Source organism: Mesorhizobium sp. M7A.F.Ca.US.005.03.1.1 (genome assembly GCF_003997975.1).
GTDB lineage: Bacteria > Pseudomonadota > Alphaproteobacteria > Rhizobiales > Rhizobiaceae > Mesorhizobium > Mesorhizobium ciceri.
In genome coordinates this window covers 1-13,324 of the sequence record NZ_RZRO01000022.1, presented here as the reverse complement: position 1 = coordinate 13,324, position 13,324 = coordinate 1, and the positions used below count along the sequence as shown (strand labels likewise).

Below are 13,324 nucleotides of genomic sequence, written 5' to 3'. Positions count from 1 at the left end.
GGCGCTTACCTTTGGGAATTGCGCCAAATCAAAGAGATAGATCCAATCAGAATCAGAAAGCGATCTTGCTCGTGAGCAAAGATGTTCTGCGCATCGCGGTCCTGATGGGCACGAAAGACGGCGCCGCCTTCATCGAGGAGCAGCTGCAGTCCCTGCTCGAGCAGTCGCACCCTCTGGTCGACCTGTGGATATCCGACGATGGCTCCGCCGATGGCACGACCGCCATCATCGAGGCATGGAAATCCCGCTGGCGGCCCAAGGGTCGAATGACGCTCGTCGAGGGGCCGCGGCAAGGCTTCGCCGCCAATTTCCGCTCCATGATCGTCGATCGACGCATCGAGGCGGACTGCTATGCCTTCTGCGACCAGGACGATATCTGGGAGCCCGACAGGCTGGAGAGCGCTATCGACTGGATGCGGACCCAGGATGCGAAAATCCCGCTGATGTTTTGTTCGCGAACCGCGACCATGACGGAAACGGGAAGCCTTGTCGGCCATTCGCCTTTGTTTGCCCGGCCGCCAACCTTTCGCAACGCGCTTGTGCAAAGCATCGCCGGCGGCAACACCATCCTGCTCAACGCAGCGGCACGCGACCTGCTGGCCAGGGCCTGCATGCGGACCGGGTTCGTCAGCCACGACTGGTGGGCCTATCTCATCGTGACCGCTGCCGGCGGCATCGTCCGCTACGATCCGCGGCCGCTGGTGCGCTACCGGCAGCATGCGGCAAATTTGGTCGGCGCCAACGTGTCCTGGAAAGCAAGGGTGTCCCGGCTTGGCCGCCTGTTCAAGGGGGAATTCGCCGGCTGGACGGACCTCAACCTTGACGGTCTCGCCGTCAATCGCGACCTCCTGACCGAGGACGCGATGGTGTGCCTCGACCTTTTCACCCACGGGCGCGACGGCGGCCTTTTCCGCCGCTTGGCAGGCTTGCGCCGAAGCGGCGTCTATCGGCAGACCGTTTCCGGAAACCTGGGGCTCTATCTCGCCTTCATCCTGGGGCGCATCTGAACATTGCGACGGCTGCGTGGCGCGCTTGGTCAAGAGATCGGCTCATGCTACGTCGACCGGATTGACGACATTGGCCTGCGGCTTTGCCTCGGGACTTCGGCAGGGAGCACTATCGGCCGTTCATGAAGGCAGCCAAGCAAATCTTCGATCTTGCCGGTGCGGCTCTGCTGCTGGTGGCGACATCTCCTGTCTTGGCGCTCACCGTCCTTGCCGTTCGGGCATCGTCGCCGGGCCCGGCTATTTTTTCACAGGTGCGGGTCGGCCGTGACGGTCGGCTTTTCCGCTGCCACAAGTTGCGCACGATGTATGTCGGGACGCCGTCGCTACCCTCGCATGAGGCGCCGGCGGATTCCGTGACATCGGTTGGAAAGGTCTTGCGGAAGTTCAAGCTGGATGAGCTGCCGCAATTCTGGAACGTCTTGAAGGGCGAAATGAGCCTGGTCGGGCCGCGGCCCTGCCTGCCGACCCAGACGGAATTGATCGAGTGTCGCAGGCGGCTGGGGGTTTTGGCGGCGCTGCCGGGCATAACCGGCCTGGCCCAGATCAGGGGCATCGACATGTCTAACCCGGAACTCTTGGCGCAAACGGATGCTGCCTACCTCCGCACCGCGTCGTTCTGGCTCGATCTTCGGATCCTGTTTGGAACGCTCTACCGCTGAGCAGACCATGAAAAGATCATGGTCAAGCAAGAAAGTCAGGATCTGCTGAGCCGCGCCAGCTCGGCCAGCCGCTCAAGCGTGCCGGCTTCGGGCGTCCACCCCTGCGATACCAGCAGGGCGGGGTCGCATATCTGTGTGGCGGTCAGGCTGTCCCAGAACGCCCGCCTGCCGAGTGCGGCCACCACCGGCCGTATCAGCCCGGCCGGCACCGCCATCAGGCGCACAGGCCGCCCCAAACCTCTGCGAAAGGCGGTGATGACGGCGTCGACGGCGACCGGCGGCACATCGGCGCCGACATAGATCGGGCGAAGCGGCCCGGAATGCCTGAGCAGGTGCGACACTGCTCGCACCGCGGCCTCGGAAGACATCAGCGAGCGGATTCCGGTCAAGGCACCCGTCGGCAGCGGCAGCGGCGTATCGGCAAGGCGCATCAGCGTTGCCAGATTTCCCCTCATGCCACTTCCATAGACCGGAGGCAGGCGCAACACGGCGGCGTCGGAGCGGCCATGCGACGCATAGGCGTCCAAAACCGTGATCTCGCTTTCGCGCTTCGAGCGTCCATAGGCGCATTGTGGGGCAGGAAGCGTGTCCTCGTCGATCGTTGCGCTGACGTGCGCGCCGATCACCGCCCGGATCGAGGAGAGATGAATGAAACGTCCGCTTATCTGGGCCGCCGCTGCATGCGCCAGCCTTGCGCTCAGTTCCACATTGGCCGCCTGGTAATCGGCTTCGGTTGCATTTCCCCGATCATTGTTGAGGCCAGCGCAATGGACGACGTCAGTCATATGCCGGGTCAGTTCCAGAAAGGCGGCGGCCGGCGCATCGAAGCCGGGCATCGGCACAGCCTCGTTCTCCGAAGCAAGCCTCTCGGGATGGCGGGAGGCGAGGCGAAGCTCGGCACCGGCTTCGCGTAAGTGGCGCACGACAAGACGCCCGATGAAACCTGTCGCGCCCGTGACCAGAACCTTCATGGCCTTGCCCGAGACAGGTCTTGCGTGACTGGTGCAAGTGCCGGCTCGTCCAGCAAAGGAACATGGCGTCCGGAGGCGAGATATGTTCCGCTCACCAGGAAGACCATCAGCACCGAGTCCAGAATGTCATGGCCGACCAGGATGCCTGTCATTCCGGCCGTCAGATAGGTGATCACCACGACGACAATCATGGTGGCGCCGAACCGCTCGTTCGGATCGCTGCTGTTTCGCAAGACCCGGGCGGCATTTCCAGCGGCAACGATAAAGATCGCTGCCAGCGTCACGGCGCCCAGAATTCCTGCTTGCACCAAGGCGGTCAGGAAGCCGTTGTGGAAATGGTTGAAGCCTGTGTCCATCGCGAACTGCTCATGAAAGCCCTGTTTGATCAGAAGCTGGGTTGCACCCACACCGTGCCCGAACAGTGGCATGTCATGGAATGCTTTGAGGCCGATCTCCCAAAGCGCAACACGTATTCCCAACGAGGTGTCGTAGTTGCCGCTAGCTCCAAGCGCACCCCAATCGGAGCGCAAAAAGTCGACCCGCCCGGATATCGCCTGGAAGCTGGAAGCGGCGATCACGACGCCGACTGCCGCCAGCAGCAGCAGCAGGCGAACGGCATTCCTGCCCCTGAGCCTGTGCCGGTTGATCAACATGACGGCTATGCCGGCGATCAGCAGTGCCAGCCAGATGGTACGCGAGCCGGAATAGATGACGGCGATCGTCCCGGCCAGTGTCGCGTAGAAGAGGGGTGTCCGGGCTTGCTCAATACTGGACAAGGCGCCAGCCACACAGGTCACCACGGCAAGGCAGACGACGGTTGCGAAGACGATCGGATTTCCGGCTCCCCCCTCCGCCCTGACGCCAATCCAATATTGCTGGATGACGGCCATGAGCAGCGCGACAAAGCAGGCGGCCATGCTGGAAAGCACGACGATGCGGGCAAGCGTGGTTTTCTGCGTGTTGCTCCATGTCGAATAGGACACGGGAAAAAACAGGAAGGTGACGAGCGGGATAAGATGCGGCGCATCCCGGACAAACGAGTTGTTGACGATGGACGCCAGGAGATTGGCGGCGCAGTAGGCATAGATCGCGACCGTCATCCAGATCATGGGCCGGTCGGCGTTGAAGCGCCTTTTCCCTAAAGCAATCAGCAGGGCGGACGAAAGGCCTCCGCCATTGAACACAAAGCTGACCACCGACCCCAGAACCGGTGGAAAAAAGAAGCAAAGGATGGAGAAGTAGTTGTTGATCCGCGAAGGCGAGAATTGCTGTGTGAGGGATGAAAGCCGGCTCAATTTTCGGGCTCGCTGTTTTCGGCAAGTGTCATGCGGCGGATCTTGTTTAGCGAAGTTGAATGCGCTCGCCTCGAAATTGCCCAGGCCTCATAACGCGCTTGCCCGCTGCCGAAGCTGGTATAGCGGCCGCCCCCCGTTTTCGATAGTGTATCTGGTGGATTGCCACCGAAAATCGGCGGCAGGCGACGGTCGGCCAAGGGAAGTCGCTTGAAAGCCGTAGCCGGTCATTCAAGCAATATTTTCCCCGCGTTTTCTCGGTTGTTGAGCTTGCGGGCAGGAATTTCCGGGTTTGATGGTATCTGTGGAAAATTCATTCTCGAACCATGTGCGGCCGGGCCAGTCTTGCATTGTTCTTGACAACGGCGATCTGCTAGAACGCCGGCACGAGGAAGATTGTCCAGAAACAAGGCTCGAACCGGGCGCAAAAGCTCGATGATTTGAGGCAAGGTCTTCTGTTGGAAATACGAAAGAACGCCCACGGTCCATGACAACAGCGCTTACGCATCTTCAGCGGCTTGAGGCCGAGTCCATCCATATATTCCGCGAGGTTGCGGCCGCCTTTGCCAAGCCGGTCATGCTCTATTCGGTCGGCAAGGATTCATCCGTGTTGATGCATCTGGCGATGAAGGCGTTTTATCCCGCCAAGCCGCCATTTCCCTTTCTTCACGTCGACACGACGTGGAAGTTCCGCGAGATGATCGCCTTTCGCGATCAGATGGCGCAGAAACTCGGCTTCGATCTCCTGGTTCATGTCAACGAAGACGGCGTGCGCGACAACATCAATCCGTTCGACCATGGTTCGAACACCCACACCCATGTCATGAAGACCGTGGCGCTGCGCCAGGCGCTCGACAAATACGGCTTCGACGCGGCCTTTGGCGGCGCACGTCGCGACGAGGAGAAATCGCGCGCCAAGGAGCGCATCTTTTCCTTCCGCAATGCCCAGCATGTGTGGGATCCGAAGAACCAGCGCCCCGAAATGTGGAAGATATTCAACACCCGCATCGCATCGGGTGAATCGATCCGCGTCTTTCCGCTGTCGAACTGGACCGAGCTGGATATCTGGCAGTACATCCTGCAGGAAAGTATCCCGATCGTGCCGCTCTATTTCGCCAAGGAACGGCCGGTGGTGGAACGCGACGGCATGCTGATCCTGCGGGACGACGAGCGCATGAAACTCCGCCCCGACGAGACAGTGGAGAACCGGCTCGTGCGGTTCCGCACGCTTGGCTGCTATCCGCTGACTGGCGCCATCGAATCGGAGGCCGACACGCTGGAAGCCATCGTCGGCGAAATGCTGACGGCACGGACATCCGAACGGCAGGGTCGCCTGATCGACCGCGATGAAGCCGGCTCGATGGAAAAGAAGAAGCGCGAGGGGTACTTTTGACCATGCGCCACATCATGGCAAAGAGCCTCGCCCCCACCGACGGCGTTCGCGACTATCTGGCGGCGCAGGAGAAGAAGTCGCTGCTGCGCTTCCTGACCTGCGGCTCGGTCGATGACGGCAAGTCGACGCTGATCGGGCGCCTGCTGTCCGACACCAAGCAGATTTTCGAGGATCAGCTCGCCGCGCTCGAACGCGATTCGCGCAAGCATGGCACGACGGGTGACGACATCGATTTCGCACTGCTGGTCGACGGCCTCGAGGCCGAGCGTGAGCAAGGCATCACCATCGACGTCGCCTACCGTTTCTTTGCCACGCCGAAGCGCAAATTCATCGTCGCCGACACACCTGGCCACGAGCAATACACCCGCAACATGGCCACCGGCGCCTCGACCGCCGACCTGGCGATCGTGCTGATCGATGCCCGGCAGGGTGTGCTTCGACAGACCAGGCGACATTCGATCATCGCCTCGCTGCTCGGCATCCGCCACGTCGTGCTGGCCGTCAACAAGATCGATCTTGTCGATTTCGATCAGACGGTTTTCGACCGGATCGTCGAAGACTACGGGCAATTCTCGCGCGATCTCGGCTTCCAGACCATTGCGCCGATCCCGATGTCGGCCCGTTATGGCGATAATGTCAGCCGTCGGTCGGAAAGCATGGAATGGTATTCCGGCCCAACGCTGATCGAGCATCTCGAAACCGTGTCAGTCGACCAAGCGATGGTCGAACTGCCGTTCCGTTTCCCGGTCCAGTATGTCAATCGTCCCAATCTCGACTTTCGCGGCTTTGCCGGCACGGTCGCTTCCGGCTCGGTTGCGCCCGGCGACGAGGTCGTTGTCGCCAAGTCGGGCAAATCCTCGCGCGTCAAGCGGATCGTCTCGTATGGCGGCGATCTCGCCCAGGCGGCTGCCGGACAGGCCGTCACGCTCGTCCTCGACGACGAAGTCGAAATCTCGCGCGGCAACATGCTGGTTTCGCCTGCCGCACGGCCGCAGGTCGCCGACCAGTTCGCCGCCAACATCGTCTGGTTCGACGAGCATGCGCTGCTGCCGGGCCGCTCCTACATCCTGCGCACCGAGACCGACCAGACCAGCGCCACCGTCACCGATCTGAAATACCGGATCAACGTCAACGACTTTGCCCATGAAGCGGCCAAGTCGCTCGAAATGAACGAAGTCGGCATCTGCAACATCTCGACGCGGACGCCGATCGCCTTTGATCCCTTCGCCGAAAACCGCACAACCGGCGCCTTCATCCTGATCGACCGCATCTCCAACGCCACGGTCGGCGCCGGCATGATCCTGCACTCTCTGCGCCGCGCCGAAAACATCCATTGGCAGTCGCTCGATGTCGGCAAGCGCGTGCGCGCCGACATGAAGAACCAGCGGCCCGCCGTGTTCTGGTTCACCGGGCTGTCGGGATCCGGCAAGTCGACCATCGCCAACCTGTTCGAAAAGAAGCTGTTCGCCACCGGCCGTCATACTTATATCCTCGACGGCGACAACGTCCGTCACGGTCTCAATCGCGATCTTGGCTTTACCGATGCCGATCGCGTCGAGAACATCCGCCGCGTCGCCGAGGTGGCGCGTTTGATGGCCGATGCCGGGTTGATCGTCATTGTTTCGTTCATTTCGCCGTTCAGCGCCGAGCGGCGCATGGCACGTGAATTGATGGCCGACGGAGAATTCGTCGAGGTGTTCGTCGATACGCCCTTCGAGGAATGCGCCAGGCGTGATCCGAAGGGCCTCTATGCGCGCGCGCTGAATGGCGAGATCAAGAATTTCACCGGCGTCGATTCCCCTTATGAAGCGCCGGAAACCCCGGAGATCCATCTGCAGACACTCGGCAAATCGGCCGAAGAGATGGTCGACGCCCTGGAACACTGGCTGAACGAGCGCGACATTGCCGAAGACCAATACGATAGCGGCGGCGGCATCTGACGACAGGCTGATGCTTGAAATCTTCGAGCGCCTGGCCTTGTCGGCCGGGCGCGAGGTGATGCGCGTGTTCCACGCCGGCTGTGCGGTTGACCGCAAGTCCGACGCCTCGCCGGTGACCGAGGCGGACCGCGAGAGCGAAAAGATCATTCTCGCCGGACTGCGTGCCGCATTTCCCGATATCCCCTGCGTGGCCGAGGAAGAAGCTTCCGCCGGTATCGTGCCGCCCGACCTAAATGGGGCTTTCTTCCTGATCGATCCGCTCGACGGCACCAAGGAATTCGTCAACCGCCGCACCGATTTCACCGTCAACATAGCGCTGGTTCGCGATGGTGTGCCGGAGGTCGGCGTCGTCTTTGCGCCCTGCACGGGCCGCTTCTTTTCCGGCCTGCCGGGAAGGGCGGAATCTCTCGAGATCGATGGCGGCTACCAGATCGTCGGCCGCCGGCCGATCTCGGTGAGAACGGCCGTGGCGCCGCTGGCCGTCGTCGCCAGCCGTTCCCACAACACGCCGGAAACCGAGGCCTATATTCGCGACCTTGGTGCCGCCGAAATCGTCTCGGTCGGTTCGTCCTTGAAATTCTGCCTTCTCGCCAGTGCCGAGGCTGATGTCTATCCGCGCTTCGGCCGCACCATGGAATGGGACACGGCGGCAGGCGACGCCATCCTGCGCGCCGCCGGTGGCATGACGCGCACGCTCGATGGCCAGCCTCTGGTCTATGGGAAGCGCCGGCAAAGCGACGACGAGGATTTCGCCAATCCGCATTTCATTGCCAGCGGCGGGGCAGGGGTCAGCCCCGCCTGAGAAGGCCCGGTAGCTTACTCGGCCGCTGCCTGCGCCGAATTCGAGCCTATATAGTTGCGGATCGTCTCGATGATGCGGTCCTGGTCGGCTTCGCTGAGATAAGGGTGCATCGGCAGGCACAGGATCCGCTTCGGCAGGTCTTCCGAAACGGCAAGGCCGGTCGGCGTGCGCGGATAATCGCGATAAGCGACCTGGGCATGCAGCGGCTTCACATAGTAGATGACAGACGGAATGCCCTTTTCGCCGAGATGCGCCCTCAGCCCGTCGCGCTTCGGCGTCTCGATGGCGTATTGCGCCCAGGCCGAACGGCTGCCGTCCAGATTGCGGGCGGCGGTAACGACGTCGCCAAGCCCATCGGCATAGCGCTTTGCCACGACCTGCCGGGCGACCATCTCGTCTTCGAGAATGGCCAGCTTCTCGATGAGGATCGCCGCCTGTATCGTGTCGAGCCGCGAATTGATGCCGACGCGGACATTGTCGTACTGCGTCTCGCCCTTGCCATGAAAGGCGAACGAGCGAAGCTGTTCGGCCAGCGCATCGTCATTGGTGAACATCGCGCCGCCGTCGCCGTAGCAGCCAAGCGGTTTTGCCGGATAGAAGCTGGTCGAGCCGACCGCACCGAAGGAGCCGCACATCTTGCCGTCGAGCGAACCGCCCATCGACTGGGCGGCATCCTCGATCACCATCAGGCCTTCGCGGTTGGCGATCGCCATGATCGCCTCGTAATCGGCGGCAAGGCCAAACAGATCGACGGGAATGATTGCCTTCGGCTTCAGCCTTCCTTCCTTCTTGATCATGGCAATGGCCGCTTCGAGGCTGGCAATGTCGATGTTGTAGCTGTGCGGGTCGACATCGACGAACACCGGCTCGGCCTTGGCCAGCGCCACCACTTCGGCGGTGGCGGCGAACGTGAAGCTCGGCACGAACACCGCGTCACCCGGGCCGACGCCGGCTGCAAACAGCGGCAACAGCAGCGCGTCGGTGCCGTTGGCGCAGGCCACGACATGCTTGGTACCGATATAGGCGGCAAGCTTGTTCTCGAATTCGGTGACTTGCGGGCCAAGAATATAGCGGCCCTCGTCGACGACACGGTCGATCGCGGCCTTCAGCCGGTCGCGGATTCGTTCGCGCTGCGCGCCTAGATCGATGAACTGCATGTCGGCCTCAAAATGGGTTAGCCAGATAATCGGCCGCTGGTACCAGAGTTGCGCTTGCCGAGAAAGCCGGGCAGGCGGAGCCCTAAATTGCGGAAGTGTCGCAGTCCGTTACCAGTTTTCCCGGCGAATGTCAGTCAGATGCCGGAAATCCGGGCTTCGTCGGGCGCCATCCCGCCCTTATAGCCTTGGAAAGAGCCCCTGCGAAACATAAAGTGATCGATTGGGCTCAACTTATGTTGAGCGTTGCTCAGGCGATTTCATGTCGCCAGGGTGGATTGGCGCCGGCCCGCGACACGGTCACTGCCGCCGCCTTCGCGCCGAGCGCCAGCGCCTTATGGATGGCGTCTACCGACAGTCCGGAAATCGCCGCTTTCGTCAGCAGGCCTTGCTCGTGCAGCGAGGCGAGGATGCCGGCGTTGAACGTGTCGCCGGCGCCGACCGTGTCGACCACCTCGACCCTTTCGGGCACGACGGCAACCGCATGTTCCCTGGTATAGCCGACCGCGCCTTCGCCGCCATGGGTGACGACGATCAGCTTCGGGCCGCGGTCCAGCCAATTGCGGATGACATCCTCATGCGAGCCGGCTTCGCCGAACCAGTTCAGGTCTTCGTCCGACAGTTTCACGATGTCGGCCATCGCCATCATGGTGCGAATGCGCTTGAGGTGCTTGGCCTTGTCCGGGATGAAGTTCGGCCGGATGTTGGGGTCGAGCATCATGACGCGGCTTTCATGCTCGCGCCGCATGAACTCTTCATAGGCACTGCCGGCGGGCTCGGAAATCAGGCTGATGGCGCCGAACAGCATGGCTTCGATCTCGTTGCCGAGCTGCGGCAAATCGTCGATCGTCAGCATGCGTCCGGCGGTGTTCTCGTCATAGAAAGTGTACGTCGCCTGGCCGTTGGTGAGCTTGACGAAGGCCAGCGTGGTTGGCCGTGGCGAGGTGTGTGCATAGGTGGAACTGACCTTGCTCGCCCCAAGCGCATCCCGGAATTGGCCGCCGAACAGATCCGACGACAGGCCGGAAAAGAAGCCGGCCGGCGCGCCGAGCCGGCCAAGTGCGATTGCCGTGTTGAACACGGCGCCGCCGACATAAGGCGCAAAGGCCGGCTCGCCCGCTGTCGTCGTGCGCGGCAGCATGTCGATCAGGGCTTCGCCGCAGCAGAGGATCATGGCTTCTTGGTCTCCGGCGGATAGATCACGCCCTTGCGTATGATGATGTTGGCGTAGAGCCGCGGCTCGCTTGTCGCGACGATGGCATGCGCCGATTTGACCCGTGCATAGAAGTCGGCGCCGGCCAGCGCAACCACCTTGCGGCCTGGCGCCCGTTTGGCGCAGATCGCTTCGATCTCATGATGGACAGGATCGGCAAGCGAGGGATCGCCTCGGACCGAGGCGCGAAACAGCGCCTCCGGCACGGCGTCATCGACAGGCAGGACACTCAATATCGCGTCGAGTACCGGGATAAGAGGGTGGCCATCGGCGCGTACCAGTCGGGTTGCCTGCTGTTCCGCCGGATAGTTTCCGTCGACAAGGGCGATTTCGTCGCCATGGCCCATGCCGCGCAGGATCGCCAGAAGCTCCGGACCGAGCAGCGCCGGGATTCCGATCAGCATCAGGCGCTCCTGGAAATCGTCGTCGAGCCGATCAGGAAGCGTTCGGAAAGTGGCAGGCTGGCGCCGCCGAGCGCCCGGGCATGGATACCGACGGTTCCCTCGCGAATGGCGGGCAGCTTCAAGCCTTCGCCGTCGATCGTGGCGATTGCCGCAATGATGGCGTCGACCAGCTGGCGGCGCACCGCCTTCGGCATCCAGCCGTCGATCACCGCCGCTTCGAAATCGATGATCGAGGATGCGGCGACGATGGCGTAAGCGAGCGCCCTTGAGGCGCTGGCGATCCAGCCGTCGAGTTCGGGTCCGATCTCGCCCCAGTCTTCCGGCGAGGTCCACAGATGCGAGGCCTCGATGCCGCGCGCATTGAGCGCCTTTTCGAGCATGGCGATGGAAGCGACATCGATCAGTTGGGTCGGCTTGCCGTCCGGCCCGGGCACGGGCATGGAGCCGAGCGCTCCGGCATTGCCGGTCGGGCCGCCAAAAAGCCGGCCGTTCAGCACGATGCCGCCACCGGCAAAGGCGCCGATATAGAAATAGACGAAGTCACGCGCAGCGCCCGCCTGCCCGAAGACGAGTTCGGCGCCGCAGGCCGACGTGGCGTCGTTCTGCAAATAGACCGGAAAATCGCATTGCGCCTGGATGTCGGCCCTGATGTCGCGGTGACGCCATTCGTCCATCACGTCGCGCGGGGCGCCGGCGGTATCGGCCCAGTTCCACAATTCGAACGGCATGGCGATGCCCAGCCCGGCGATGCGCTTGTCTTGCGCGGGCGTGAGCTCGCCGCGCATCTGCCGCATGCCGTTGCTGACGAAGTCCACCGTCTCGCGCGGCGCCGGGTAGCGATAGGAATGCTGCAGCATCGAACGGACATTGCCAAGGAAGTCGATCAACACCAGTTCAGCGCTGCGGCGGCCGATCTTCAGGCCGATGAAGAAAGCGCCTTCGGGATTGAGCGCCATCGGGATGGAAGGCTGGCCGATCTTGCCGCGCAACGGCGCCTGACGCAGCAGGAGGCTTTCTTCCTCCAACTCGCGCATGATGACCGAAACCGTCTGCGCCGAAAGTCCGGTCATGCGGGCGATGTCGGATTTTGCCAGGCTGCCGTGTTGACGCACCAGCGACAGCACCAACCGCTCATTGTGGTCGCGCATGCCGCTCTGGTTGGTGCCGCGGTGAATGAGGCTGTCATTCACCTCGGGCGAACCGTGCCTCGCAATGGCCGTTTCCACCCTGTTCCTCCCGTCGTTTCCCCTCAATGCTTTTGGGCCAGAATGGGTGAACGAAGCAATGCTGTCAATAATAAATAAGAGTGATTTAATTATTGACACGGGCTTCGGCCTGGTGTCTGTTAAGGCAGCGTCCACGCTGGGAGAATTTCGTTGGATGCGCTGCAGGTGCCGGTTGGCCGGCATCGGAATGGTTCCACTGGGAGGAAAATCGTGACCAATACAAAATTGTTGAAATCGACCGTGTTTGCCGCCGCGGCTCTGGGGCTGATGGCGTTTGCCTCGTCCGCATCCGCGGCCGGTGTCGGCGCCTGCCTGATCACCAAGACCGACACCAATCCCTTCTTCGTCAAGATGAAGGAAGGCGCGACCGCGAAGGCCAAGGAACTCGGCGTCGACCTCAAGACCTATGCCGGCAAGATCGACGGCGACAGCGAGAGCCAGGTCGCGGCGATCGAAAGCTGCATCGCCGATGGCGCCAAGGGTATCCTGATCACCGCATCCGACACCAAGGGCATCGTGCCGACCGTGAAGAAAGCGCGTGATGCCGGCCTGCTGGTGATCGCGCTCGACACGCCGCTCGATCCGATCGACGCCGCCGATGCGACCTTCGCGACGGACAATCTCGAAGCAGGCAAGCTGATCGGGGCCTGGGCCGCCGCCACGCTCGGCGACAAGGCCAAGGACGCCAAGATCGGCTTCCTTGACCTGACGCCTTCGCAGCCGACTGTCGACGTGCTGCGCGACCAGGGCTTCATGATGGGCTACGGCATCGATGTAAAAGATCCCAACAAGATCGGCGACGAGACCGATCCGCGCATCGTCGGCCATGACGTCACCAACGGCAACGAAGAGGGCGGCCGCAAGGCGATGGAGAACCTCCTGCAGAAGGACAACACCATCAACGTCATCCACACCATCAACGAGCCCGCCGCTGTCGGCGCCTACCAGGCGCTCAAGGCTGTCGGCCTCGAAAGCCAGGTGCTGATCGTTTCCGTCGACGGCGGCTGCCCCGGCGTGAAGTCGGTGGCCGAAGGTGTCATCGGCGCCACTTCGCAGCAATACCCGCTGCAGATGGCTGCACTCGGCATCGAGGCGATCGCCGCTTTTGCCAAGGACGGAACCAAGCCGAAGCCGACCGAAGGCAAGAACTTCTTCGACACCGGCGTCAACCTGGTGACCGACAAGCCGGCCACCGGCGTCAAGTCCATCGACACCAAGGAAGGCCTCGCCAAGTGCTGGGGCTGATGCCGTTCTGACCGGCAT

The 13,324-nt window shown here is 62.2% G+C and carries 12 protein-coding genes; 6 read left to right on the top strand and 6 right to left on the bottom strand.

The window, feature by feature from the left end:
* Positions 1-71 precede the first annotated feature (71 nt).
* Both EN990_RS12270 and EN990_RS12265 read left to right on the top strand, forming a co-directional pair.
* The gene (locus EN990_RS12270) at positions 72-1,007 is read left to right on the top strand and encodes a glycosyltransferase family 2 protein (RefSeq protein ID WP_127368215.1); all 936 of its coding nucleotides are present in this window, start codon (positions 72-74) and stop codon (positions 1,005-1,007) included.
* Between the two features lie 122 nt (positions 1,008-1,129).
* A complete protein-coding gene (locus EN990_RS12265; protein WP_013532714.1) occupies positions 1,130-1,666 on the top strand; it encodes a sugar transferase in 537 nt (178 codons plus the stop codon).
* Between the two features lie 35 nt (positions 1,667-1,701).
* Here EN990_RS12265 and EN990_RS12260 read toward each other — a convergent pair whose 3' ends face one another.
* Positions 1,702-2,637 (bottom strand): NAD-dependent epimerase/dehydratase family protein, encoded by a 936-nt coding sequence (locus tag EN990_RS12260; protein WP_127368214.1) that lies wholly within the window; start codon positions 2,635-2,637, stop codon positions 1,702-1,704.
* Positions 2,634-3,932: an O-antigen ligase gene (locus EN990_RS12255; RefSeq protein ID WP_127368213.1), complete on the bottom strand. Its 1,299-nt coding sequence runs from the start codon at positions 3,930-3,932 to the stop codon at positions 2,634-2,636. The genes EN990_RS12260 and EN990_RS12255 overlap by 4 nt, the downstream gene beginning before the upstream one ends.
* 484 nt (positions 3,933-4,416) lie before the next feature.
* Between EN990_RS12255 and cysD the strand changes: the two genes are divergently transcribed.
* The 3 genes from cysD to cysQ are packed head-to-tail and all read left to right on the top strand — an operon-like array spanning position 4,417 to position 8,064.
* A complete protein-coding gene (gene cysD / locus EN990_RS12250; RefSeq protein ID WP_013532711.1) occupies positions 4,417-5,322 on the top strand; it encodes a sulfate adenylyltransferase subunit CysD in 906 nt (301 codons plus the stop codon).
* A gap of 2 nt (positions 5,323-5,324) precedes the next feature.
* Complete coding sequence (gene cysN, locus EN990_RS12245) at positions 5,325-7,262, top strand: sulfate adenylyltransferase subunit CysN (protein WP_164766110.1); 1,938 nt, start codon at positions 5,325-5,327, stop codon at positions 7,260-7,262.
* 10 nt (positions 7,263-7,272) lie between these two features.
* Positions 7,273-8,064 (top strand): 3'(2'),5'-bisphosphate nucleotidase CysQ, encoded by a 792-nt coding sequence (gene cysQ, locus EN990_RS12240; protein ID WP_024503689.1) that lies wholly within the window; start codon positions 7,273-7,275, stop codon positions 8,062-8,064.
* A 14-nt stretch (positions 8,065-8,078) separates the two neighbouring features.
* On the opposite strand, the gene EN990_RS12235 is transcribed toward cysQ, so the two are convergent.
* From EN990_RS12235 to EN990_RS12220, 4 genes are all read right to left on the bottom strand, one after another.
* Complete coding sequence (locus EN990_RS12235; RefSeq protein ID WP_024503690.1) at positions 8,079-9,221, bottom strand: DegT/DnrJ/EryC1/StrS aminotransferase family protein; 1,143 nt, start codon at positions 9,219-9,221, stop codon at positions 8,079-8,081.
* A gap of 247 nt (positions 9,222-9,468) precedes the next feature.
* Positions 9,469-10,392 (bottom strand): carbohydrate kinase, encoded by a 924-nt coding sequence (locus EN990_RS12230; protein ID WP_127369947.1) that lies wholly within the window; start codon positions 10,390-10,392, stop codon positions 9,469-9,471.
* Complete coding sequence (locus EN990_RS12225; RefSeq protein WP_013532706.1) at positions 10,389-10,835, bottom strand: RbsD/FucU domain-containing protein; 447 nt, start codon at positions 10,833-10,835, stop codon at positions 10,389-10,391. Before EN990_RS12225 ends, EN990_RS12230 begins: the two co-directional genes overlap by 4 nt.
* Positions 10,835-12,061: an ROK family protein gene (locus EN990_RS12220; RefSeq protein WP_024503692.1), complete on the bottom strand. Its 1,227-nt coding sequence runs from the start codon at positions 12,059-12,061 to the stop codon at positions 10,835-10,837. The genes EN990_RS12225 and EN990_RS12220 overlap by 1 nt, the downstream gene beginning before the upstream one ends.
* A 228-nt stretch (positions 12,062-12,289) precedes the next feature.
* On the opposite strand from EN990_RS12220, the gene EN990_RS12215 reads away from it, so the two are divergent.
* The gene (locus tag EN990_RS12215; RefSeq protein ID WP_024503693.1) at positions 12,290-13,306 is read left to right on the top strand and encodes a sugar ABC transporter substrate-binding protein; all 1,017 of its coding nucleotides are present in this window, start codon (positions 12,290-12,292) and stop codon (positions 13,304-13,306) included.
* The last annotated feature ends 18 nt before the right edge of the window (positions 13,307-13,324 follow it).